Raw genomic sequence first — 22,717 nt, 5'->3', positions numbered from 1 at the left:
GGAAGAACACCGCAGACGATCATCGCCCACACGAGGAGAAGGGAGAAGAGCTGAGAGAACCTCACCAGGACGGAGCCGGATAAGGCGACCAACTCCGCGAACCGTAGGCTGTGCGGCCGTGTGCACCCGTGTGCTGACTCCCCGTCACTGCCCGGCGGTGCCGAGGTGAGCGGGGAACGCAAGGGCGAACGCCCGCCGCTCCCCGAACCGCTCCCGGCCCCTGCCGTGGACTCGCACACCCATCTGGACGCGTGCGGCTGCGTGACCGCGCAGGACGTCGCTGCCGCCATGGACAGGGCGAACTCCGTCGGCGTCGCGCGGGCGATCACCGTCGCGGACGACCTGGCCGCCGCGCGCTGGGCAGCTGAGGCCGCGACGTGGGACGAGCGCGTCTTCGCCGCCGTCGCCATCCACCCGACCAGGACCTCGGTGTTCACCGACGCCGACCGCGCCGAGCTGGAGAAGCTCGCCGGTCAGCCGAAGGTCGTGGCGATCGGCGAGACCGGCCTGGACTACTACTGGGACTACTCGCCGCACGACGCGCAGGCCGAGGCCTTCCGCTGGCACATCGACCTGGCCAAACGGGTCGGCAAGCCGCTGATGATCCACGATCGCGACGCGCACGAGGACGTCCTGCGCGTGCTCGACGAGGAGGGCGCGCCGGACACGGTCGTCTTCCACTGCTTCTCCGGTGACGCGGACTTCGCCCGCCGCTGCGTGGACACCGGCTACGTGCTGTCCTTCGCGGGCGCGGTGACCTTCCGCAACGCCAAGGCGCTGCGCGAGGCAGCCCTGCTGGTCCCGGTCGAGCAGCTGCTCGTCGAGACCGACGCCCCTTTCCTCACCCCCCACCCGTTCCGGGGCAGGCCCAACGAGCCGTACTGCGTCGCGTACACCCTGCGCGGCCTCGCAGAGCTGCGCGGGGACGACCTCGCCGAGCTGGCCGCGGCCACCACCGCCACCGCTGAACGGGTCTTCCGGTTCCAGGAGGTAGTCGCTCCGTGACTGATCCCGGCTACGAGCATCCCGAGGACGTGACCGAGCGCACGGTCGAGATCCCGGTGGTTGTCGACGACGCCGTTGTCGATTACGGTCCCGTGACCGACAGCCGGGGTGGGGACATCTCGGGCGGTCTGACCCCCACCTGGGTGGGGGAGGCGCCGGAGTCCTGTCGGGGGAACGACGGCGACCCGCACGACCGTTCGCCCCTGCCCGGACGCCCGACGTCTGGACCACCTGTGAAGAGCACGATGGTCAGGGCGGCAGCAGCCGCCACCCTCCTGGTCGTCACCACCGGCGGAGCGACCGCCATCGCGATGGACAAGACGATCACGATCACCGTCGACGACGAGCAGCGCCAGGTGCACACCTTCGCAGGCACCGTCGACGGCGCGCTGGACAGCGCCGGGCTGAGCGCGGGCGCCAAGGACGCGCTCGCCCCCGCCGCGCACGCCTCGATCATCGACGGCAGCCGGATCGTGCTCAAGCGCGGCCGCAAGCTCATGCTCACCGTGGACGGCCGCAAGCGCGAGGTGTGGACCACCGCGCTGACCGTCGACGAGGCCATGCGCCACCTCGGCATGCGCCACGACGGCGCCCTGCTCTCCGCCGACCGCCACCAGCGCATCCCGCTGGAGGGCATGGCACTGGACCTCAAGACCGCCAAGCTCATCACCCTCCTCGACGGCGGCCAGCAGCCGCGCGAGGTGGCCACCAACGCCACCTCCGTCGAGGACCTGCTCCGCGAGCAGAACGTCGCCCTCGAACAGGACGACACCGTCAAGCCCGAGCCGAAGACCCCGCTCACCGGCGAGAAGATGACCGTCGAGGTGACCAGGAGCCGCTTCACCGAGGTGGTCGAGAAGGTCAAGATCGACCCGCCCGAGGAGAAGCAGGAAGACTCCTCGATGAACAAGGGCGAGAAGGAAGTCATCGAGGAGGGCGAGCCGGGCGAGAAGGAGGTCACCTTCAAGGTGATCACCGTCAACGGCAAGCGCACCGAGAAGAAGGAACTGCGCAGCAAGGTCCTCAAGGAGCCCAAGCCGCGCAAGATCAAGGTCGGCACCAAGCCGATCGCCGACGCCGCGGTGTGGGACCGGCTCGCGCAGTGCGAGGCCACCGGCAACTGGTCGATCGTCAGCGCCAACGGCAAGTACCACGGCGGCCTGCAGTTCGACCGGCAGACGTGGCAGGCCTACGGCGGCGGCGCCTACGCTCCGGTGGCCAGCCAGGCATCGCGCGAACAGCAGATCGCGATCGCCACCAAGGTCCGCGACCGCCGCGGTGGCTACAGCGCCTGGCCGCACTGCTCCGCCAAACTCGGCCTCCGCTGACCCCACGCTCGCTCATGATCAACGCCGCCTTTGGTGCGGTGAACTCCCTGAACGACCCGTTCAGTGCGCTCAACGCACTGAACGGGTCGTTCGGTGCAACGGCTAGGGTTCGGGTGTGGATGAGCGGGTAGGGGATGTGCGGCTGCTCGGGCCCGCCGATGTGCGGCGACTGGCCGGAGAGCTGGGGGTTCGGCCGACGAAGAAGCTGGGCCAGAACTTCGTGCACGACCCGAACACCGTGCGCAGGATCGTCAACGGCGCCAACCTCACCGAGGACGACGTGGCGCTGGAGATCGGCCCGGGGCTCGGCTCGTTGACGCTGGCGCTGCTGGACGCGTGCAAGGCCGTGGTGGCGGTCGAGATCGATCCCGTGCTCGCGTCCCGCCTGGAGCAGACCGCTGCCGAGCAGGCCCCCGCCCACGCGGACAGGCTGACCGTCCTGCCGGCCGACGGCATGAGGGTCACCGCCGCGGACTTCGCGCAGCCGCCGACCGCGCTCGTGGCGAACCTGCCGTACAACGTCTCCGTTCCCGTCGTGCTGCACCTGCTGGCCGAGCTGCCGTCGTTGAAGCGCGGGCTCGTGATGGTCCAGGCGGAGGTCGCAGACCGCCTCGCGGCGCGCTCCGGCAGCAAGATCTATGGCGTGCCCAGCGTCAAGGCCGCCTGGTACGCCGATGTGCGCAAGGCCGGACCGGTGCCGCGCGCGGTGTTCTGGCCGGTGCCCAACGTGGACTCGGCGCTGGTGTCCTTCGTGCGAAGAGAAGAACCGTCCACTGTGGACCGCCAGGCCGTTTTCTCGTTGGTGGACGCGGCTTTCGCGCAGCGGCGCAAGACGTTGCGGGCCGCGCTCGCCGGCTGGGCGGGCTCCGCCGCCGTTGCGGAGCAGTGTCTCGTCGCGGCGGGCATCGACCCCTCGACGCGCGGGGAGCAGTTGGACGTCGTGGACTTCGCGCGCATCGCGCAGGCCCGTACCTCACTCTGAGACTGGTATCACCATTCGGGAATAGTTCACGTTCGCGGCGCGTTCACCTGCACGTTCGGCCGTGAGTGTGACGTGCCGAACGATCCACCGCTTGAGACCCGAAACGACTTGCCTCTGTCCGTCATCGTCGGTTCTACTGTTCGCAGCAATCCATCCCGAGCGGCCGAGAGACCTGGCTCAGCGACGCCGCAGCAACCACCCGGAAACGGGCAGGTGCTAACGCCAGGACCGATGGAGTCCTCATGTCTCGCCAGCCGATGTCCGCACGTCGACCCAACCTGGTCCGTCGACGCTGTGTCGACCAGTGCCTCCGCACGGTGAGTGGCTGTCGCCGCGCATTCCGCGCCGCCGCCTGACCACCTCTCACACCCCACCCCCTTAACCGTCCACTGTGGACGGTCTCGGAGCGCTGCCGTCACGAGCGGCAGCCGTGCCATGGAGTCATATCGTGATCACTGTTGAGAACCTGACCAAGAGCTTTCCCGGAAAGGGGGGCGAGGTCCGCGCGTTGGACGGCGTCTCCCTGGAGGTTCCCGCCAACACGATCCTCGGCGTCGTCGGCACCAGCGGTGCCGGCAAGTCGACCCTGGCCCGTTGCATCGCGCTGCTGGAGCAGCCGGACTCCGGCTCGATCCGGGTGGACGGCACCGACCTGGTCAGCCTCTCCGGCGCTTCGCTGCGCGCGGCCCGCAGGCAGATCGGCGTCGTCCCGCAGAACGACTCCCTGCTGCGCCAGCGCACGGCGGCGGGCAACATCGCGCTCCCCCTGGAAGCCGCGAAGGTGCCCGGTCCGCAGCGCAAGCAGCGGGTGGCCGAACTGCTGGAACTCGTTGGCCTGTCGGACAAGGCGGCGAACTACCCCGACCAGCTCTCCGGTGGTCAGCGGCAGCGGGTGGCCATCGCCCGCGCGCTCGCCGCGAGCCCCTCGGTGCTGCTGGCCGACGAGCCGACCTCGGCGCTGGACCCGGAGACCACCGGTTCCGTGCTGACCGTGCTCGACCGCGTGCGCTCCGAACTGGGCCTCACGGTCCTGGTGGTCACCCACGACATGGCCGTGGTCCGCCGGATCTGCGACGACATCGCCGTGCTGGAGCACGGTCGCGTCGTGGAGAACGGCAAGGTCCTCGACCTGATCTCCGAGCCCGGCAGCCGCACCGCCTCGGCGCTGCTGCCCGAGCTGGACCAGGTCTCCCAACAGCACACCGCCAAGTACGACCGGGTTGCCGACGTGGTGCTGGTCGGCTTCGCCGCGGTCGGCGCGCTGTTGCCGGAGGCCGCGAGCCGCCACGACGTCGAGCTGTCGCTGCTCGGCGGTGGCATGACCCGGCTCAACGACACCCCCGTCGCCCGCTTCCGCATCGCGCTCAACGGCGAGCGGGCCGACGCCGCCCTCAAGTGGATCGGCGAGCGCGGCGCCGTCGTCCGCCACAAGCCCACCCTGGTTGCGGGGACTGCTGCGTGAGAACCGAAACACCCTGGTCCACCGTCTTTGAGCTGCTCGCGGAAACGGGGTGGGAGACGCTGTACATGGTGGCCCTCTCCGCCGTGTTCGCGTTGATCGGCGGCCTGCCGCTGGGCGTGCTGCTGCACGTCACCTCGCCGGGAGGACTGCGCCCGCAGGCGCTGACCTACCGGTTGCTCAACTTCGTCGTGGACATCGGCAGGTCACTGCCGTTCGTGATCCTGCTGATCGCGTTGCTCCCGGTGACGCGCTCGATCGTCGGCACCACGCTCGGCAGCACCGCGGCCGTCGTTCCGCTGACGGTCGGCGCGATCCCGTTCCTCGCCAGGCTCGTCGAAGGCGCGCTGCGCGAGGTGGACACCTCCGTCGTGGAGGCCGCGATCACCACCGGGGCAACCAAGCCGCACATCGTGCGCGGCGTGCTGCTCCGCGAGGCCGCGCCCGCACTGGTCGCCGGGATCGGCGTCACCGTGATCGCGTTGATCGGCTACTCCGCCATGGCGGGCGTGGTCGGCGGCGGCGGTCTCGGTGACCTCGCGATCCGCTACGGCTACCAGCGCTTCGACACCAAGGTGCTGATCAGCACCGTCGTGGTGCTCGGCGTCTTCGCCCGCCTCGTGCAGTTCCTCTTCGACCTCGGCTCGCGCGGCATCGACCGCCGTCGCCGGGTCACCGCCTGAGCCTCTTCTTCTCTTTAAGGACAACGAATTCCCATGCGTCGTATCCGCACGCTCGCCGCCGCCGCAGTCGTCACCGCCAGCGCTCTCCTGCTGGGTGCCTGCGGAGGTGCGGACCCCGCGAAGGACCCCAACGCCGCCATCCGCGTCGGCGTGAGCCCCGTCCCGCACGCCGAGATCCTGCGCTACGTCGCGGACAACCTGGCCAAGGACAAGGGCATCAAGGTCGACGTCGTCGAGATCAGCGACTACGTCACGCCGAACACCGCGCTCGCCGAGGGCCAGCTGGAGGCCAACTACTTCCAGCACAAGCCCTACCTGGAGGAGTTCACCGGCGCGCGCAACATCAAGCTCCAGTCCGTCGCCCCCGTGCACGTGGAGCCGCTCGCGGTGTTCTCCAAGAAGGTCAAGAAGATCGAGGAGCTGCCGCAGGGCGCCAAGGTCGCGCTGCCCAACGACCCGAGCAACCTCGCCCGCTCGCTGAACCTGCTCGCCTCCACCGGCCTGATCAAGCTCAAGCCGGGCACCGAGGCCAAGGCCACCAAGCAGGACGTCGCCGAGAACCCCAAGCGGGTCGAGCTGCTGGAGACCGAGGCGGCCCAGCTGCCGCGCAGCCTGGACGACGCCGACGCCGCCGTGGTCAACGGCAACTACCAGCTGGAGGCCAAGCTCGACCTCAAGACCGCGCTCGTGGTGGAGAAGGCCGAGGGCAACGCCTACGCCAACCTGCTGGTCACCCGGCCGGAGCTGGCCGAGGACAAGCGGATCAAGGTGCTGGCCGAGCTGCTGCGCTCGCAGCAGGTGCGCGAGTTCATCGGCAGGACCTTCCCCGGCGGTGTGATCCCCGCCTGAAATCCGGCGAAGACGTGAACAGGGGGCGCGGGGCCGTAGGCTGGCAGAGTGCTTGCCGTGGTCCCGCCCCCTGTGACCGTCCGCGCCCCCGCCAAGGTGAACCTCCACCTCGCGGTGGGTGACCTGCGCGAAGACGGCTATCACGAGCTGATGACCGTGTTCCAGGCCCTCTCGCTCAACGACGAGGTGACCGTTGCCCAGGCCGACGAGCCGGGCATCGAGGTCGTCGGCGACGGTGCCGATCTGGTGCCCGACGACGCCTCGAACCTCGCGTGGCGCGCCATCGAGGCGCTCGCCGAGCGCGCGGGCCGCGACCCCGACGACCCCCGCGTGCGCGTGGTGATCCGCAAGGGCATCCCCGTCGCGGGCGGCATGGCGGGCGGCAGCGCCGACGCCGCCGCCGCGCTGGTCGCCGCCGCCGCGCTGTGGCGGATGGAGATCGGCAGGGACGAGCTCTCCGAGATCGCCGCGACCATCGGCAGCGACGTGCCGTTCTGCCTGCACGGCGGGACCGCGCTCGGCGCGGGCCGGGGCGAGCGGCTGGTGCCCGTGCTGACCAGGCACACCTTCCACTGGGTGATCGCGCTCGACAAGGGCGGCCTGTCCACCCCGACCGTCTTCGCCGAGCTGGACCGGCTGCGCGCCGAGGGCCGCCCGCCCCGCGTCGGTTCGGTCGAGCCGGTGCTCGAAGCGCTGGCGACTGGGGACCCGCGCCAGCTCGCGCTGCTTCTGGGCAACGACCTCCAGGCCGCCGCCGTCTCGCTGCGCCCCTCCCTGCGCCGCACGCTGCGCGCTGGGGTGGACGCGGGCGCGCTCGCCGGGATCGTCTCCGGCTCGGGTCCGACCTGCGCTTTCCTGTGCTCCTCCGCCGACGCCGCCGTCCGGGTGGCCGCGGAGCTCTCCGGCGCGGGCGTCTGCCGTAGCGTTCGGGTGGCGCAGGGCCCGGTGCACGGGGCTCGGGTGATCGGCGGCGACGACACGCCCCGCCCCGTCCCACCCCAGGTCCACGCCTGAACTTCTTCCCGCGCCGTGTTGTTCTACGCGGCACTTCCGTGCGTTTCGTGATGTGAGGATCGATGGCCAACCTGGTCAACCTGGAGTCCGTGAGCAAGAGCTTCGGCGTGCGCCAGCTGCTCAACGGTGTCTCGCTCGGCGTGAACGAGGGCGACCGCATCGGCGTCGTCGGGCTCAACGGCGGTGGCAAGACCACGCTGCTGGAGGTCATCGCCGGGCTGGAGCCGCCGGACTCCGGCAGGGTCAGCCACAACCGGGGCCTGAACTTCGCGGTGGTCACCCAGCGCAGCGAGCTGCCCAAGGGCTCGACGATCCGGCAGAACGTGATCGAGCCGCTCGGCTTCGACGCCGAGCACGAGTGGGCGGCCGACGCCAAGGTGCGCTCGGTGCTGGACGGGCTCGGCGTCAGCGAGCTGGGCCTGGACACCGTGATCGACCCGCTCTCCGGTGGTGAGCGGCGCCGGGTCGCGCTGGCCGCCGCGCTGGTCCGCGACCTCGACCTGATCATCCTCGACGAGCCGACCAACCACCTCGACGTGGAGGGCGTGCAGTGGCTGGCCGACCACCTCGGCGCGCGGCGCTGCGGGCTGGTGGTCGTCACGCACGACCGCTGGTTCCTGGACACCGTGTGCACCCGCACGTGGGAGGTCGTCGGCGGCGGGGTCGAGCAGTACGAGGGCGGCTACGCCGACTGGATCTTCGCGCGCGCGGAGCGGGCCCGGCTCGCCGCGACGCTGGAGGAGAAGCGGCAGAACCTCGCCCGCAAGGAGCTGGCCTGGCTGCGCAGGGGCGCCCCGGCGCGCACCTCCAAGCCCCGCTACCGGATCGAGGCGGCCGAGGCGCTGATCGCCGACGTGCCGCCGCTGCGCGACTCCGTCGAGCTGATGAGCTTCGCCAAGCGCCGCCTCGGCAAGACGGTGATCGACATCGAGGACGCCACGCTGCGCATCCCCGACGGCCGCACGCTGCTGGAGAACACGACCTGGCTCGTCGGCCCCGGCGACCGCGTCGGCCTGGTCGGCGTCAACGGCTCCGGCAAGACGACGCTGCTGCGGGCGCTGGCGGGCGAGCGCGAGCTGGACGGCGGCACCCGCAAGCAGGGGCAGACCGTGCGGCTGGCGCACCTGTCGCAGGAGCTGCACGACCTGCCGAAGAACATGCGCGTGCTGGAGGCGGTCGAGGACGTCGCGCGGCGGGTGGTGCTCGGCAAGTACGAGCTGTCCGCGTCGCAGCTGGCCGAGCGGATGGGGTTCCCGGCAAGCCGCCAGTGGACGCCGGTCTCCGACCTCTCCGGTGGTGAGCGCAGGCGGTTGCAGCTGACCAGGCTGCTCATGTCCGAGCCGAACGTGCTGCTGCTCGACGAGCCCACCAACGACCTGGACATCGACACCCTCCAGCAGCTGGAGGACCTGCTCGACTCCTGGCCCGGCACCATGATCGTGGTCTCGCACGACCGCTACCTGGTCGAACGGGTCTGCGACAGCGTGGTCGCGCTCTTCGGCGACGGCCAGATCGCCAAACTGGTCGGCGGGATCGAGGAGTACCTGAAGCGGCGCGCGGCCATGCGCGCGGCGGGCATCGCGACCTCTGTTGGCTCCGGAACCGTTGCGCCGCAAGCGATCGCCGAGAAGCCGAAGTCCTCCGCCGCCGATGAGCGCGCGGCGCGCAAGGAGCTGTCCCGTCTGGAGCGCAAGCTCGCGCAGCTGGACAGCAAGGCGGCCAAGATCGAGGAGAAGCTCGCGGCGGCGGGCTCCGACGTGGGCAAGCTGGTCGAGCTGGACACCGAGCTGCGCACGGTCAAGGCCGAGCAGGCCGAGGTCGAGGAGCAGTGGATGGCCGCGGCAGAGGTCGTTGAAGCGGGTTGATCGCAACCGCTGTCCACTGATCGTCGGACTGGCTTAGGCTCCGAAACCATGAGCCAGTTCATCGACGCACTGGTGAGCAGGGCGCGGTCCACCGACCGCGGCCTGATCACCGGCGTTCCCGCCGCCCCCCAGCGCAGGACCTGGGGAGAGGTGCACGAAGAAGCCAGCAGGGCCGCAGCCGCCCTCGTCGCCGCGGGCGTGAGCAGGGGAGACTCCCTCGCCGTGCTCGCCGCCGATCCCGCGCCGATCGCCGCCGCCGTGCAGGCGAGCTGGCTGGCCGGGGGCAGCGTGACCATGCTGCACCAGCCGACGCCCAGGACCGATCTGGCCGTGTGGGCCGAGGACACCCTCAAGGTGCTCGGCATGATCGGTGCCAGGCGGGTGCTGCTGGGCGCGCCCTTCGACGCCCTCGCCGACACTTTGCGCCAGCACGGCATCGAATTCTTGTTGATCGAGGACCTGCGTGCGCACGCCGAGCCGTTGGCCGAACCGGTGCGGACCGGCGAGGACGACGTGGCGCTGTTGCAGCTCACCAGCGGCTCGACCTCGGACCCGAAGGCCGTGCGGATCAGCCACGGCGCCCTGTGGGCCAACATCCGGGCGATGGTGACGACGGCGAAGATCGACGCCGACCGCGACGTCCTGGTGTCCTGGCTGCCGCTGTTCCACGACATGGGCATGGTCGGCTTCTTCACCGTGCCGATGACGATCGGCGCCGAGCTGGTCAAGGCATCGCCCGCCGAGTTCGTCGGGCGGCCGCTGATGTGGCTGGACATGATCAGCACCTACCGGGGCACCGTGACCGCCGCGCCGAACTTCGGCTACGCGGTCGCGGGTCGTCGTCTGTCCACTTTGGACGATGGGGCGCTCGACCTGTCCACGCTCCGCTTCGCGCTCAACGGCGCCGAGCCGATCGACCCCGCTTCGGTGCGCGGATTCACCGATGCCGCAGCGCGTTTCGGGCTGCGGCCGGAGTGCATGGTGAGCGCCTACGGCATGGCGGAGGCGACGCTCGGCGTGTCCTTCGCGCCGTTGGACACCGGCCTCGTCGTCGATGTCGTTGACGCGGAGTCTTTGGCGGACAAGCACATCGCGGCTCCGGCCGAGGAAGGCGCCCAGTCCCGCGAGTTCCCGCTGCTCGGCCCGCCGCTTCCCGGCCTCGAAGTGCAGGCGGTCGGCGAGGACGGTCGGGTGCTCGGTGAGCGCGAGGTCGGCGAGCTGCGCATCCGGGGCGACGCGGTGACCGACGGCTACCTCACCATGAACGGCCCACTGGCCACAAAGGACAGTGAAGGCTGGCTGAACACCGGCGACGAGGGCTATCTCGTCGACGGCCAGGTCGTGGTCTGTGGGCGCCGCAAGGACGTCATCATCATGGGTGGCCGCAACATCTACCCGACCGACGTGGAGCGCGCGGCGGGCGCTGTGGAAGGTGTGCGCGCGGGCAACGCCGTGGCCGTCCGCCTCGACGCGGGCCAGCGGCGCGAGCGCTTCGCCGTCGCGGTGGAGTCCAAGCACGCGGGCGATGCCGCCGCCGAGAGCGCGATGAGCAAGGAGATCGCGGCTCGCGTGATGGACGCCGTCGGAGTCCGCCCCGCCGCCGTGGTCGTCCTGCCGCCCGCCACGCTACCGAAGACGCCGTCCGGAAAGCTCCGCCGCACTGAGGCCAGGAAGTTCATCCCCTCCTGATGCTCCTGACGCACGGCCCCGCCATCGCGTCGCCGAAACGCGATGGCGGGGCCGAGGAGGATGAGCGCATGGGGAAGCGAAGCCTGGCACGCGTGCTGGTCGTGGACGTCGAAGCGACGTGTTGGGACGGCACGCCGCCTCCGGGACAGGTCAACGAGATCATCGAGATCGGGCTCTGCGTGCTCGACACCGCGACGCTCGAACGCGGTGAGCGCAGGGCGATCCTCGTGCGGCCCGAGCGCTCCGAGGTCAGCGCGTTCTGCACGGAGCTGACCACGCTCACCGCAGAGGATGTCGCAAGTGGACTGTCCTTTGTGGACGCGTGTGCGGTGCTGCGCGAGGAGTACGGGGCGTCTGGGCTCGTGTGGGCGAGCTACGGGGACTACGACCGCAAGCAGTTCCAGCGGCAGTGCGAGTCCACCGGCGCGAAGTACCCGTTCGGGCCCCGGCACATCAACGTGAAGACGCTCTTCGCCTTGGCGCACAACCTGAAGAGCGAGGTGGGCATGGACCGCGCGATCGGACTCGCGGGCCTCTCGCTGGAGGGCACACACCACCGTGGTGTCGACGACGCGTGGAACATCGCTGCCCTGCTCGCGGGCCTGCTCCGCCCCTCGCGCGGCTAGCCGCTGTCCTGCAAGCCAGCGGGTTCGTGGGTCTTGAAGACTGTGGAACCCCGGTGCCGGGTGGAGCTAGGACAGCGGGTGGAACTTGTTCTGGGCGAGCTCAAGGCCCTGTGAGACCAGGGCTTCGACCGCGTCGGCGCAGAGGTCGATCGCGAAGGCGAGCTCCTTGCGCTCGGTGCCGGAGAAGTCCTTGAGCACGTAGTCCGCCGGGTCCTGGCGACCGGGCGGGCGGCCGATGCCGAAGCGCACGCGCAGGTACTCCTTGGTGCCCAACGACTTGGAGATGCTGCGCAGCCCGTTGTGGCCGTTCTCCCCGCCACCGAGCTTGAGCCGCACCTGGCCGAACGGCAGATCCAGTTCGTCGTGCACGACCACGATCGCGCCGGGCTCGGCCTTGTAGAAGCGCGCGGCGCCCGCGGTGGCCCCGCCGGAGAGGTTCATGTACGAGCGCGGCTTGGCGAGCACGACGCGGCTGCCGGAGAGCCTGCCCTCGACCACCTCGGCGCCCGCCTTGTGCGACTTGAACTTGCCGCCGATCCGCCCGGCCAGCTCGTCGAGCACCAGGAAGCCGATGTTGTGCCGGTTGCCCGCGTAGCCCGGTCCCGGGTTGCCGAGCCCGACCACCAGCGCCAGCTCGTCCGCGCCGACCATGATCCACCCCCTGAACGACCAGAACGACCTGAACGGTCCTGAAGAAAGCGCAACGGCGCGCCACCCTCGCGGGCGGCGCGCCGTCAGCAGTGCTGTGTGCCCGACGTCGTGGGCGTGATCAGCTGTCGGACTCCGGAGCGTCCTCGACGACACCGGCGCCCTCGGCGTCGACAGCGGCCTCCATCTGGGCGGCGCTGGGCGCGGCGAGGACGTGCACCAGCAGCGCCTCCGGGTCGGTCACCAGGGTGACGTTCGCGGGCAGCTGGACCTGGCTGGCCAGGATCTGGGTACCGGCGGCGGCGCCCTCGACCGAGACCTCGAAGCCGTCCGGGATGTTCAGCGCGTCGGCCTCGACCTGGATCTCGGTGGCCTCCTGGGTGATCAGGGTGCCCGAGGCAGCGGTGCCGGTGACGGCGACGGTCACGTCGACGGTGACCTTCTCGCCGCGCTTGACCAGCAGCAGGTCGACGTGCTCGATGTAGTTGCGCAGCGGGTGCGTGACAACGGTCTTGGTGAGGGCCAGCTCGGTGTCCGAGCCGACCTCCAGGGACAGCACGGTGTTGGTGCCGTGCTGGCGCATCACACGGGCGAACTCCAGCGCGGGCAGGGCCACGTGCTTGGGGTCGGAGCCGTGGCCGTAGAGGACGGCGGGGATCTTGCCTGCGCGGCGGGTGCGGCGAGCGGCACCCTTGCCGAACTCGGTGCGCGGCTCGGCTGCCAGACGGACCTCGGACACGGTGGTGCTCCCTTGCGACGTCGAGTGATCAACTTCGTAGCTGGCGGTCTGCGGCGGCGGGCGGCGCGGGAGAGGTGTGAATGCGCGCGGCCGATGAGCCGCCGCGTCGATCACGCCGGGTGCGACGACCCGACCTCGCCGAGACAACCTGGCAAGTGTAGGCCGTGGTTTTCCCAGGGCCTAACCGGGGGCCGTTTCGCGCAATCCCCCAACCGGGCAACGCGCCGACGGCCCCCGCCGAGGTTCGGCGGGGGCCGTCGGGAGGACGGGCTCAGAACAGCAGACCGACGCCGAGACCGAGCGCGGTCAGGCCCAGGATCGGGCCGAAGTACTGCATCGGCACCCAGAACAGCCGGTGCCGGTTGCGGTAGAGCACGGGCTGACCGGTGTTCTGGTCGAAGCCCTGGACCGGCCGGTTGAGCCGCTCCCCGACGAACCAGATGGCCACGGCGGCCAGCGCCAGGCCGATCACCGTGCCGAGGTTGGGCGAATCGCTGGGGCCGCCGAGCGCGACACCGATGCCGCTGCCGCCGCCCCCGCCGAGCGCCGCGATGAGAAGGGCCAGGATTCCCCAGCCGGTCCAGACGATCATGTTTCTCCGTAAGCGTTGCCAGTGCTGGTGCGGGGGCACCCTACGTACCGGGTGCGGCCCCCGCACCGAAGCTTCGGCAGGACCCGAACTCAGGCCTCGCCGTCGAACAGGCTGGTCACCGAACCGTCGTCGAAGACCTGGTGGATCGCCTTGGCCAGCAGCGGCGCGATGGAGAGCACGGTCATCTGCGGGAAGCGGCGCTCGTCCGGGATCGGCAGCGTGTTGGTGAAGATGACCTCCTTGGCCCCGCAGTTGGCCAGCCGCTCGGTGGCCGGGCCGGAGAGCACGCCGTGGGTGGCCGCGATGATCACGTCCGCCGCGCCCTCCTCCAGCAGCTGCTCCACCGCCTTGGCGATGGTGCCGCCGGTGTCGACCATGTCGTCGATGACCACGCAGGTGCGGCCCTTGACCTCACCGACGACGCGGTTGGCCACCACCTCGTTGGGCTTGAGCGGGTCGCGGGTCTTGTGGATGAAGGCGATCGGGCAGCCGTCGAGGGTGTTGGCCCACTTCTCCGCCAGCTTGGTGCGCCCGGCGTCGGGGGAGACGACGGTCATCTTGGCGTCGCTGTACTTGCTGCGCACGTGGTTGGCCAGCAGGGACATCGCCAGCAGGTGGTCGACCGGGCCGTCGAAGAAGCCGGAGATCTGCGCGGTGTGCAGGTCCACGGTCATGATCCGGTCGGCGCCCGCGGTCTTGAACAGGTCGGCGATCAGCCGCGCCGAGATCGGCTCGCGGCCGCGGTGCTTCTTGTCCTGCCGCGCGTAGGGGTAGAACGGCATGATCACGGTGATCCGCTTGGCGCTGGCGCGCTTGAGCGCGTCCACCATGATCAGCTGCTCCATCACCCACTGGTTGATGGGAGCGGCGTGGCTCTGCATGACGAAGGCGTCACACCCGCGCACCGACTCCTCGAAGCGGACGAAGATCTCGCCGTTGGCGAAGTCGTAGGCCGCCTGCGGGGTGATCGGCACGTCGAGGTGCTTGGACACCTCCTCGGCCAGCTCGGGATGGCTGCGCCCGGCGAAGAGCATCAGGCTCTTCTTCGGTGTCGCCGACATCGCGCTCGCGCTCACGGTCATGTCGTTCACTTCCCGTCCTCCGCGTCGTTGCCCGCCACATCATCGCTGTTCGCCGCGAGTGCTCGCGCCGCGGCGTCCGCGGCAGGCGTGCCGGAGCGCTTGCGTGTGACCCATCCCTCAACGTTGCGCTGCTTCGCGCGGGCCACGCCCATCGCGCCCGGCGGCACGTCGGTGATGATCACCGAGCCCGCCGCCGTGTAGGCCCCGTCGCCCACGTTCACCGGGGCGACGAACATGTTGTCCGCGCCGGTGCGGGCGTGCGAGCCGATGGTGGTGTGGCTCTTGGTCACGCCGTCGTAGTTGACGAAGACGGTGGCCGCGCCGATGTTGCTGAAGTCGCCGATCGTGGCGTCCCCGACGTAGGTCAGGTGGGGGACCTTGGAGCCCTCGCCGATCGTGGCGTTCTTGGTCTCGACGAAGGTGCCGATCTTGCCCTTCGCGCCGAGCCTGGTGCCGGGGCGGAGGTAGGCGAACGGGCCGACCGTGGCGCCCGCGCCGATCTCCGCGTCGGTGCCGTGGGTGCGCACGACCGAGGCGCCCGCACCGATCGAGCAGCCGCTGAGCGTGGTGTCCGGTCCGACGACCGCACCCTCGCCGACCTGCGTCGCGGCCTTGAGCTGCACGCCGGGTTCGAGCACGACGTCGCGGGCGAGGACCACGTCGGCGTCCAGCCAGACCGAGGCCGGGTCGACGACCGTGACGCCCTCGCGCATCCAGCCGGTGACCAGCCGCCGGTTCAGCTCGGCGCCGAGCGCGGCCAGCTGCACGCGGTCGTTGACGCCCTCCACCTGCCACACGTCGTCGCACACCAGCGCGCCGACCCTGCGACCGTCGCCCCTGGCGATGCCGAGCACGTCGGTCAGGTACAGCTCGCCCTGCGCGTTGGCGGTGGAGATGCGGCCGAGGCCGTCGCGCAGCACCGCCGCGTCGAAGGCGTAGACCCCGGAGTTGATCTCCTGGATCGCGCGCTGCTCCTCGGTGGCGTCCTTCTGCTCCACGATCGCGCGCACGCCGCCGTCGGCGTCCCTGACCACCCGGCCGTAACCGGACGGATCGGACACCACGGCGGTGAGAACAGTCACGGCGTTGCCCTGGTCACGGTGCTCGGCGAGCAGCCCCTCCAGGGTCTCCGTGGTGAGCAGCGGCACGTCGCCGTAGGTCACCACGACGGTGCCGTCGGCGCCCGCGGGCAGGGTGGCGAGCGCGCAGCCGACCGCGTGCCCGGTGCCGTTCTGCTCCTCCTGCACGGCGGTGACGATCTTGCGGTCGAGCTGGTGCGCGGTGCCCTCCAGCCGTTCGCCGACCGCTTGCCTGCCGTGGCCGACGACCACGACGAGGTGCGCGGGGTCCAGTCCGGCGGCGGCCCGGACCGCGTGGTCGATCAGCGGCCGTCCGGCCAGCGGGTGCAGCACCTTCGGGGTGGCCGAGCGCATTCTGGTGCCCTCGCCGGCGGCGAGGACGATCGCGTTGACCGGTCCTGGGGTGGTGGGGACGCTGGAGGAGCCTGGGGCGGGTGCGCCCTGTGGCATCAGAGCTCTCCTTGGGTCGTTTCGCAGCAGACACGCGGGGCCGCACCAACCGGTGACCCCGGCGGGGCGATCCTACGGGTGCCGCGACGAGCCCCGGCCCCGCGTCGTCAGCCGACCGCCACCCGGTTGCCACCCTGGTGTTTCGCCACGTACATCGTCGCGTCGGCCCGGCGGAGGGCCTCCTCGGCGGCTTCGCCCGTGCGCAGCCGGGTCAGCCCGGCCGACAGCGTGACCCCGTGCCCGACAGGCGCGGGCAGCCCCGCGACCGCCCGCACGACCCGCACCAGCGCCGACCGCGCCTGCTCGGTGCTCTTGCCCGGCAGCACCACCACGAACTCGTCCCCGCCGTAGCGCGCCACCAGGTCGTCCGCCCGCACCGCCGCGCGCAGCGTGTCCGCGACCGCGCGCAGCACCGTGTCGCCGACCATGTGGCTGAGCCGGTCGTTGACCGCCTTGAAGCCGTCGAGGTCGAGCACGGCCACCATCACCGCCGGTCCGCCGGGCGCCAGCGCCGCGGCGCACAGCCGCTCGGCGAGCCCCCTGCGGTTGGCCAGCCCGGTCAGCGGGTCCTGCAACGCCTGCCTGGTCACGGCCCCGTGCACCCGCGCGAGCCGCTCGTGCTCCACCCGCGCCCTGATGGTGCCGATCAGGGCCTGCCGCGCGCCCCAGAGGTACTCCTCCATGGCGGTCACGTGCAGGTAGGACGGGTGGTTGACGGGGTCGATGCCCTCCTGGAGCGCGAACAGCCGCGCGTGCTCCCAGCTCAGCGTCAGCCGGAGCAGCCGCACCTCGGTGCTGCCCTTCAACTCCCGCTCCAGATCGGAGATCATCGCGATCCCGGTCGCGGTGTCGTCGAGGCAGCGGGCCAGCGCGACGGTCAGGTGGATCAGCTTGCTGGGCTCGCGCGAGCTCTCGCGCAGCCGCAGCAGCCGGTCGACGTGCGAGATGTCCGGCTCGGCCAGCGCCAGTGCGACCGCGATGGACACGACCTCGTCGGCCGCCTTGCCCGTGGCGTCCTCGGCGAACAGCGAGCCGCTCCACAGCTCCTCGGCCGTGCGGGCGAGCCGTTCCGCGGCGGCGAAGCGCTCGGCGCTCTGCTCGGCGAAGCCCGCGCGCTCCAGCCGCAGGCCCCAGTCCAGCGTCAGGCACAGCCGGTTGATCGTGAGCACCGTGCGCTGGTGGACGTCCTCGGCCGCGATGTGGCGCTCCGCGAGGTCCAGCGTCTCCTCGGCCAGCTCGTAGGTGCCGAGCCCGGACAGCGCGCTGCTCAACGTCAGCAGTGCGCACGCGACCTTCTTGCCCCACACGGCGGTGGGAGTTCCCTCAGGCGGGTCCAGCGGCTCTGCCATGACCGCCAGCCCGCGCGCCGCCGCCACGAGCGCGTCGCTCTGTCGTGCCCGCCGGTTCGCGAACCGCCCGCGCAGTGCGTGGTGGTGGATCTCGTAGAGCGGCAGCTCGTGGGCGCGCGCGGTCGCGTCCAGTTCGTCGAGCAGCGATTCGACGGCCTCGTCGTCGGGGTTGGTCAGCAACCGCAGCAGCAGCGCCCGGCGCAGCGTCGCGGCGAGCACCTCGCTGGAGGCCACCTGCCGCGCTCGGGTCAGCAGCTCGTCGACCTCGGCGAGGATCGCCCAGCGCTCCTGCAACGGCACGCTCTGCGCGCGGGCCAGCAGCACGTTCCCGCGTTCGTTCAGCCATTCGCCGCTGGGGAAGTCCCCCGAGGCGGTGTCGTCGTCGCTGTGGTGGCGGGGCATCGGCGGCACCCCCTCGCGTGATCTTCATGCTCCGATCGGACCACAGCACTCTAGGACGAGCGCTGTGGCCGGGACCACAGCCGCATCAGGAAAGTGAAAATCCTGTGGGTCTGTTTCCGGTGTTCGCCCAGATGACGGATGCTCGGCTCACGGGCAGGGCGGCGGCACCCAGCTGGAGGAGTGCGGCAGGTCGTCGGCGGTGTCGGCACCGCTCACCGCGACCCGGCAGCCGCCCTGGCGCTTGGCCTGGTACATCGCGGCGTCGGCGCGGGCCAGCGCCTGACCGGGCGTTTCGGCGGGCCGCACCGAGACCACGCCGATCGACAGCGTCACGCCGCGCGAGAAGTCCACCGGCAGGCGCGAAACCGCCTCGACCGCCCTGGACAGCGCCGCCTCGGCCGCCCCGAGCGGAGCCCCGGGCAGCAGCACCACGAACTCGTCCCCGCCGTAGCGGCCGACCAGGTCGTCCCCGCGCAGCGCGTCGCGCAGCGTGCTCGCGATCACCCGCAGCACGTCGTCGCCCTCGGCGTGCGAGCACCGGTCGTTGACGCTCTTGAAGCCGTCCAGGTCCACCAGCGCCACCGACAGCGGGTAGGCCGACGGGGTGGCGACCAGCGTGTCCATCCGCTCGTCCAGCGCGCGCCGGTTGGGCAGTCCGGTCAGCGGGTCCTGCAACGCCTGCTGCGCGATCGCGCCGTGCTCACGGCTCAGCCGCTCGTGCTCCAGCCTGGTCAGCAGCGTGGCCACGCGGGCCTCGCGCAGCGTCCACAGCTCGTGCTCCAGCGCGGTCGCGTACGCCTCAAGGGCGTTGCTCGTCTCCCTGCCGCCGTCCGGGCCGCACAACCGCGCGTACTCGCGGACCAGGCACAGCATCAGGGTCGGCTCGCTGGTGTCGCGGGCCAGCTGCACGCGGGTGTCCCCGAGGACGCGCTGCGCCTGCTCGTCCCGGCCTGCCAGTTCGAGGCAGCGGGAAAGCGCGATCGCGGTGACGATCTGCTCCCTCGGGTACATCGAGAGCGTGAGCAGCTCCTCCAGCCTCTCGATGTGCTCGGCGCTGGGGCGGGCCAGCGCGTGCGCGGCGCCCAGCATCGGCACCTGCACGGCCGCCGGGCGGTCGCTGCGCCTGGGGAACAACGACTCCCGCCACGGGCCCTCGACGGAGACGGCCAGCGCGGAGGCGGTGGCGAAGCGGTCGACGGCTTCCTCGCCCTTGCCGACCCGCTCCAGCCGCAGACCCCAGCCGAGCAGCAGCCGCACGCGGTTGATCATGTGCACGGCGATCTCGTGCGGTCCGCCGTTCTCCCGGACGCACAGGTTCGCCCTGGCCAGCACCTCGTCGGCGAGCTCGTAGACGCCGAGCTGGGTGAGCACGAGGCCGATGTCCACCCACGCCGCGGCGAGCAGGCGGGCCCAGGTGCGCCCGCCGAAGAGCACGTCGGGGACCGGGTCGCCCTCCAGCATCACCAGCGCGGCGGCGACCTCGGAGAGCGCGGTGTCCTCGTAGCCCGACATCAGCGCGCGGCGTCCGGCCAGCGCGTGCGCGTCGGCCTGCAACACGATCAGACCGTGCCTGCCGGTGTGGCTGAGCAGCTCCTCCAGCAGCGGATCGGTCAGCTCGCCGAGCCCCGGCGTGACCAGGCGGACGATCACCGAGGCGCGCAGGATCTGCGCGACCATCCTCGGCTCGCCCCGCCGCTGCGCCTCGGCCAGCAGGCCGTCGGCCTCGTGGGCCATGGTCAGCTGGGCTTCCAGATCGCTGGACTGCGCGGTCGCGGTCAGTTCGCGGGCGCGGCCGACCAGCCACGCGTCGGAGACCTCGGCGAGCGCGGGCGGACGCGCGTCCTGGCGCTCCGGCTGCGTTTCCGGCTTCTCGGGTTGTGCTGGTTCTACTGCTTGTTCCACGGGGGAGCTCGCGGACGCCGTGTCGGCGTCCGGGCTCTCCGCCTCGACGAGTTCGGAGGCGTCCGGGGTTCCGGGCTCGGGCACCGCGCTGATCGGCGGGAAGGGGAGGTCCGGGGTGGACAGCTCCAGATCGGTCTGTTCCGGGGGAAGGTGCTCCAGCCGCCGGCGCCCCGTCCGGGACTCCTCCGGGCCGTACGCGGGACCGTCGATGCCGGTCTCCTGCTGCAGGTGCATTCACCCCCCTTGTGAACAGCCACGACGTGGTCGTGGGCACCGTGCCGGGCGCTCCGCTCCGGTGCCGGGTACACCGGGAGGGCCCGTCCGCTCCGCCGCCAGGATTCGAACCTGAACCATCAGAACCAAAATCTGAGGTGCTGCCGTTACACCACGGCGGATAGTGGGCGACATCGCGCACGGTATCGCTACCGCACGCAACGACATGGTGGCATGCGCGCGCCGTTCGTGGCAGGCAGGCCACACTTCTGGCTGTTTTCCGACAGCTTTTCCCCGGTCAGCGCCCCGCGGCCGCAACCGAGTTGGTAATGAAGTCCGTCACCGTCCGCTCGTAGCTCGCCCGGTCGTGGTTCCAGAGCGCGACGTGCCCGGCCCCCTGCACCTCGGTGTAGCGCAGCGGCCAGTTCAACCGCCCCGCCGCCCACGCCAGCTCCCGCGCGGCGGTCACCGGCACCGTCCGGTCGGCGTCGCCGTGCAGCAGCAGGGTCTCCGGCTTCACCGTCGGCGGCCGCTCGGCCAGGTCGAAGCGGTCGAAGTCCAGCCCGGCCCGCCAGCTGCTGATGGTCTTGGCGATCGGGACGAGGAAGGTCGGCAGCCCGCGCTGCTCGGCCTGGAAGGTGAGGGTCTTGCTCCAGCTCACCACCGGCGAGTCCAGCACGACGGCGGCCACCTTCGACGCCAGTGCCGAGCGCGCGAGCAGCTGGCCGACCACCGCGCCGCCCATCGAGTAGCCGTAGAGCACGAACCGCTTGGCCCCGTTGCCCAGCGCCATCCGCATCGCGGACTCCACGTCACGCCACTCGGAGTCACCCAGGTGGTGCAGGCCGTCCGCCGAACCCGGGGCGTCCCTGTCGTTGCGGTAGCTGACCGACAGCGAGGCCATTCCCGCCCGGTGCACCGGGCCGATCATCCGCAGCGTCTCGGTGTAGCTGGCGTTGTGCCCGTGCACGCCGATCACCCAGGTGTCCGGCTCGATCCCGGCGGGCGGGCCGACGTACCAGGCCTTGGCCGGGCCCAGCTCCGTCGGCACCATCACCTCGCTGAAGTCCAGCCCGAAGGCCGTGCGCGGGTTTCCCGCACCCCAGACGTCGTTGTTCACCCGCACGCGCGAGCCGATCGGCGGGGTCGCTCCGCCCAGCAGGCGGCGCTCCACCTTTCCGTCGGAGCGGCCGAGGATCTCGCCGATCTGCGCGGAGCCGGAGAACTCCGTCGTCCACCGGAGGTCCCAGACGCCGGGGCGGAGGGTGCCCTCGTTCTCGGCCAGGGTGACGCTCCTCACGCCGCCCCGGTCGTTCACCGCGAAGACCTCGTCGTAGTACCGGGGTTCCGAGTGGTTCGGGACGAGCAGCACCGAGGAGTAGTAGTACGAGCCGCCCACCGCTGCCAGCCCCAGCAGCAGCGCCGTGACCAGCACCAGGACGGTCACGCGGCGGCGCGGTGATGAGCGCCGCGTCCTCGGCCGCGCCACCGGGGCCTCGGCGACGGGTGATGTCGTCATGCGCCGATCATGCGCGATCACGCGCGTGCCGCCGGTGTGGTGCTGAAAACTTCGCCGCACGTGCCCGACACGCCCGATTTGATGCGACACGCCGCGAGTTGTCACTCGGGGGGTGACGGGCGGCTCACGCTCAACTTACGCTTGCGTAGGTTACGGTTCCGTAGCCGTAGGAATTGTTCCAGGAAATGCGCTCCGGACTCGCCGGTGCCGAAGTGATGAGGTAGCCAACGCATGACGCTGACATCCGAGCCCTCCACGCGCTCCGGCGCGGAACCAGCGCGTGGCCCCAAGCCGATGTTCGACGAGCCCCGCAGCCGCGTTGGGCAGGTCGTCGTGTTCGCGTTCGTCATCATCCCGACGCTGGCGCTCATCGCGGCCGTCCCCTTCGCGTGGGGCTGGGGTCTCGGCTGGGTGGACGTCGGGCTGGCGCTGGTCTTCTACTACATCGGCGGGCTCGGCGTGACCGTCGGCTACCACCGCTACTTCACCCACGGCTCCTTCAAGGCCAAGCGCTGGGTGCGCGTCATGCTCGCCATCGCGGGCAGCAGCGCCGTGCAGGGCCCGATCCTGCACTGGGTCGCCGACCACCGGCGCCACCACGCGTTCTCCGACAAGGAGGGCGACCCGCACTCGCCGTGGCTCTACGGCACCTCGCCGTGGGCGCTCACCAAGGGCTTCTGGCACGCGCACATGGGCTGGATGCTGCGCAGGGACGTCACCAACGCCGAGCGCTTCGCGCCGGACCTGTTGGCGGACAAGGACATTCGCCGCGTCGACAAGCTGTTCGTGGTGTGGATCGTGCTCAGCCTCGGCCTGCCCGCGCTGCTCGGCGGTCTGATCACCTGGTCCCTGTGGGGTGCGGTCACCGCGTTCTTCTGGGCCGGTGTCGTGCGCATCGCCGTGCTGCACCACGTGACCTGGTCGGTGAACTCGGTCTGCCACATGATCGGTGAGCGCCCGTTCAAGTCCAAGGACAAGGCCGCGAACTTCTGGCCGCTGGCGATCCTGTCCTTCGGCGAGTCCTGGCACAACCTGCACCACGCCGACCCGACGTCGGCCAGGCACGGCGTGAAGCGCGGCCAGATCGACACCTCCGCGCGGGTCATCTGGATCTTCGAGAAGTTCGGCTGGGTGTGGAACGTCCGCTGGCCCACCGAAGCTCGCTTGGCGCGCATCACCGCCGACCAGCACTGACGAACACCGATACCGGGGGTCCCTGTTCTCAGGGGTCCCCGGTAATTC

19 protein-coding genes, 1 tRNA gene and 1 riboswitch are annotated in these 22,717 nt (G+C 71.0%); of the genes, 11 read left to right on the top strand and 9 right to left on the bottom strand.

All coding sequences use genetic code 11. From position 1 onward, the window contains the following. The first annotated feature begins 165 nt into the window (after positions 1 to 165). The 10 genes from ABD798_RS10170 to ABD798_RS10125 all read left to right on the top strand — a co-directional run bounded on the left by ABD798_RS10170 (position 166) and on the right by ABD798_RS10125 (position 11,500). Positions 166 to 1,005, top strand: a complete 840-nt coding sequence (locus ABD798_RS10170; protein WP_344873136.1) for a TatD family hydrolase — start codon at positions 166 to 168, stop codon at positions 1,003 to 1,005. After that, positions 1,002 to 2,333, top strand: a complete 1,332-nt coding sequence (locus tag ABD798_RS10165; protein WP_344873134.1) for a resuscitation-promoting factor — start codon at positions 1,002 to 1,004, stop codon at positions 2,331 to 2,333. The genes ABD798_RS10170 and ABD798_RS10165 overlap by 4 nt, the downstream gene beginning before the upstream one ends. Before the next feature lie 115 nt (positions 2,334 to 2,448). Continuing rightward, a complete protein-coding gene (rsmA, locus tag ABD798_RS10160) occupies positions 2,449 to 3,315 on the top strand; it encodes a 16S rRNA (adenine(1518)-N(6)/adenine(1519)-N(6))-dimethyltransferase RsmA (RefSeq protein WP_344873132.1) in 867 nt (288 codons plus the stop codon). A 147-nt stretch (positions 3,316 to 3,462) separates the two neighbouring features. Beyond that, positions 3,463 to 3,553: riboswitch (SAM riboswitch) on the top strand. Positions 3,554 to 3,763: 210 nt separating this feature from the next. After that, positions 3,764 to 4,777 carry a methionine ABC transporter ATP-binding protein gene (locus ABD798_RS10155; protein WP_344873130.1) on the top strand — a complete coding sequence of 338 codons (1,014 nt, stop codon included), beginning with the start codon at positions 3,764 to 3,766 and terminating at the stop codon, positions 4,775 to 4,777. Next, on the top strand, positions 4,774 to 5,457 hold the full coding sequence (locus tag ABD798_RS10150) for a methionine ABC transporter permease (protein ID WP_344873128.1): 684 nt from the start codon (positions 4,774 to 4,776) through the stop codon (positions 5,455 to 5,457). Before ABD798_RS10155 ends, ABD798_RS10150 begins: the two co-directional genes overlap by 4 nt. Before the next feature lie 33 nt (positions 5,458 to 5,490). After that, on the top strand, positions 5,491 to 6,306 hold the full coding sequence (locus ABD798_RS10145) for a MetQ/NlpA family ABC transporter substrate-binding protein (protein ID WP_344873126.1): 816 nt from the start codon (positions 5,491 to 5,493) through the stop codon (positions 6,304 to 6,306). A gap of 57 nt (positions 6,307 to 6,363) precedes the next feature. Continuing rightward, positions 6,364 to 7,320, top strand: coding sequence for a 4-(cytidine 5'-diphospho)-2-C-methyl-D-erythritol kinase (locus ABD798_RS10140; protein ID WP_344873966.1), 957 nt, complete (start codon positions 6,364 to 6,366; stop codon positions 7,318 to 7,320). 62 nt (positions 7,321 to 7,382) lie between these two features. Next, positions 7,383 to 9,185 (top strand): ABC-F family ATP-binding cassette domain-containing protein, encoded by a 1,803-nt coding sequence (locus tag ABD798_RS10135; RefSeq protein ID WP_344873124.1) that lies wholly within the window; start codon positions 7,383 to 7,385, stop codon positions 9,183 to 9,185. A 48-nt stretch (positions 9,186 to 9,233) separates the two neighbouring features. After that, positions 9,234 to 10,874 (top strand): fatty acyl-AMP ligase, encoded by a 1,641-nt coding sequence (locus tag ABD798_RS10130; RefSeq protein ID WP_344873122.1) that lies wholly within the window; start codon positions 9,234 to 9,236, stop codon positions 10,872 to 10,874. A 68-nt stretch (positions 10,875 to 10,942) separates the two neighbouring features. Further along, positions 10,943 to 11,500: a 3'-5' exonuclease gene (locus ABD798_RS10125; protein ID WP_344873120.1), complete on the top strand. Its 558-nt coding sequence runs from the start codon at positions 10,943 to 10,945 to the stop codon at positions 11,498 to 11,500. 66 nt (positions 11,501 to 11,566) lie between these two features. Here the strand turns inward: ABD798_RS10125 and pth are convergent, their stop codons facing one another. The 9 genes from pth to ABD798_RS10080 form a co-directional block, all read right to left on the bottom strand. Further along, positions 11,567 to 12,151 (bottom strand): aminoacyl-tRNA hydrolase, encoded by a 585-nt coding sequence (gene pth / locus ABD798_RS10120; RefSeq protein WP_344873118.1) that lies wholly within the window; start codon positions 12,149 to 12,151, stop codon positions 11,567 to 11,569. A gap of 118 nt (positions 12,152 to 12,269) precedes the next feature. Beyond that, positions 12,270 to 12,887 (bottom strand): 50S ribosomal protein L25/general stress protein Ctc, encoded by a 618-nt coding sequence (locus ABD798_RS10115; RefSeq protein WP_344873116.1) that lies wholly within the window; start codon positions 12,885 to 12,887, stop codon positions 12,270 to 12,272. A gap of 271 nt (positions 12,888 to 13,158) precedes the next feature. Continuing rightward, entirely contained in the window at positions 13,159 to 13,479 is a 321-nt protein-coding gene (locus tag ABD798_RS10110; RefSeq protein WP_344873114.1) for a hypothetical protein, read from the bottom strand. Positions 13,480 to 13,568: 89 nt separating this feature from the next. After that, the gene (locus ABD798_RS10105) at positions 13,569 to 14,540 is read right to left on the bottom strand and encodes a ribose-phosphate diphosphokinase (protein ID WP_344873964.1); all 972 of its coding nucleotides are present in this window, start codon (positions 14,538 to 14,540) and stop codon (positions 13,569 to 13,571) included. A 26-nt stretch (positions 14,541 to 14,566) separates the two neighbouring features. After that, the gene (glmU, locus tag ABD798_RS10100) at positions 14,567 to 16,090 is read right to left on the bottom strand and encodes a bifunctional UDP-N-acetylglucosamine diphosphorylase/glucosamine-1-phosphate N-acetyltransferase GlmU (RefSeq protein WP_344873112.1); all 1,524 of its coding nucleotides are present in this window, start codon (positions 16,088 to 16,090) and stop codon (positions 14,567 to 14,569) included. A gap of 107 nt (positions 16,091 to 16,197) precedes the next feature. Beyond that, positions 16,198 to 17,841 (bottom strand): GGDEF domain-containing protein, encoded by a 1,644-nt coding sequence (locus ABD798_RS10095; RefSeq protein ID WP_344873110.1) that lies wholly within the window; start codon positions 17,839 to 17,841, stop codon positions 16,198 to 16,200. A 147-nt stretch (positions 17,842 to 17,988) separates the two neighbouring features. Next, the gene (locus ABD798_RS10090; RefSeq protein ID WP_344873108.1) at positions 17,989 to 19,977 is read right to left on the bottom strand and encodes a sensor domain-containing diguanylate cyclase; all 1,989 of its coding nucleotides are present in this window, start codon (positions 19,975 to 19,977) and stop codon (positions 17,989 to 17,991) included. Positions 19,978 to 20,067: 90 nt separating this feature from the next. Continuing rightward, positions 20,068 to 20,138 (bottom strand) — tRNA-Gln (locus ABD798_RS10085). A gap of 116 nt (positions 20,139 to 20,254) precedes the next feature. Continuing rightward, positions 20,255 to 21,475 (bottom strand): alpha/beta hydrolase family protein, encoded by a 1,221-nt coding sequence (locus tag ABD798_RS10080; protein ID WP_344873106.1) that lies wholly within the window; start codon positions 21,473 to 21,475, stop codon positions 20,255 to 20,257. 231 nt (positions 21,476 to 21,706) lie between these two features. Here ABD798_RS10080 and ABD798_RS10075 point away from each other — a divergent pair, with 231 nt between their 5' ends. Further along, on the top strand, positions 21,707 to 22,669 hold the full coding sequence (locus ABD798_RS10075; RefSeq protein WP_344873104.1) for an acyl-CoA desaturase: 963 nt from the start codon (positions 21,707 to 21,709) through the stop codon (positions 22,667 to 22,669). The last annotated feature ends 48 nt before the right edge of the window (positions 22,670 to 22,717 follow it).

Source organism: Allokutzneria multivorans, assembly GCF_039537405.1.
Taxonomy (GTDB): domain Bacteria; phylum Actinomycetota; class Actinomycetes; order Mycobacteriales; family Pseudonocardiaceae; genus Allokutzneria; species Allokutzneria multivorans.
Note: the sequence above shows the minus strand (reverse complement) of the source record. Positions and strands in the feature narration are given on the sequence as shown.

What these genes read in the sequence shown, in the direction of transcription:
- ABD798_RS10130 (WP_344873122.1), top strand. Translation starts at nt 9,234, where the DNA reads ATGAGCCAGTTCATCGACGCACTGGTGAGCAGGGCGCGGTCCACCGAC.
- ABD798_RS10080 (WP_344873106.1), bottom strand. Translation starts at nt 21,475, where the DNA reads ATGACGACATCACCCGTCGCCGAGGCCCCGGTGGCGCGGCCGAGGACG.
- glmU (WP_344873112.1), bottom strand. Translation starts at nt 16,090, where the DNA reads ATGCCACAGGGCGCACCCGCCCCAGGCTCCTCCAGCGTCCCCACCACC.
- ABD798_RS10075 (WP_344873104.1), top strand. Translation starts at nt 21,707, where the DNA reads ATGACGCTGACATCCGAGCCCTCCACGCGCTCCGGCGCGGAACCAGCG.
- ABD798_RS10110 (WP_344873114.1), bottom strand. Translation starts at nt 13,479, where the DNA reads ATGATCGTCTGGACCGGCTGGGGAATCCTGGCCCTTCTCATCGCGGCG.
- ABD798_RS10090 (WP_344873108.1), bottom strand. Translation starts at nt 19,977, where the DNA reads ATGCACCTGCAGCAGGAGACCGGCATCGACGGTCCCGCGTACGGCCCG.
- ABD798_RS10105 (WP_344873964.1), bottom strand. Translation starts at nt 14,540, where the DNA reads ATGTCGGCGACACCGAAGAAGAGCCTGATGCTCTTCGCCGGGCGCAGC.
- ABD798_RS10095 (WP_344873110.1), bottom strand. Translation starts at nt 17,841, where the DNA reads ATGCCCCGCCACCACAGCGACGACGACACCGCCTCGGGGGACTTCCCC.
- pth (WP_344873118.1), bottom strand. Translation starts at nt 12,151, where the DNA reads ATGGTCGGCGCGGACGAGCTGGCGCTGGTGGTCGGGCTCGGCAACCCG.
- ABD798_RS10125 (WP_344873120.1), top strand. Translation starts at nt 10,943, where the DNA reads ATGGGGAAGCGAAGCCTGGCACGCGTGCTGGTCGTGGACGTCGAAGCG.
- ABD798_RS10145 (WP_344873126.1), top strand. Translation starts at nt 5,491, where the DNA reads ATGCGTCGTATCCGCACGCTCGCCGCCGCCGCAGTCGTCACCGCCAGC.
- ABD798_RS10135 (WP_344873124.1), top strand. Translation starts at nt 7,383, where the DNA reads ATGGCCAACCTGGTCAACCTGGAGTCCGTGAGCAAGAGCTTCGGCGTG.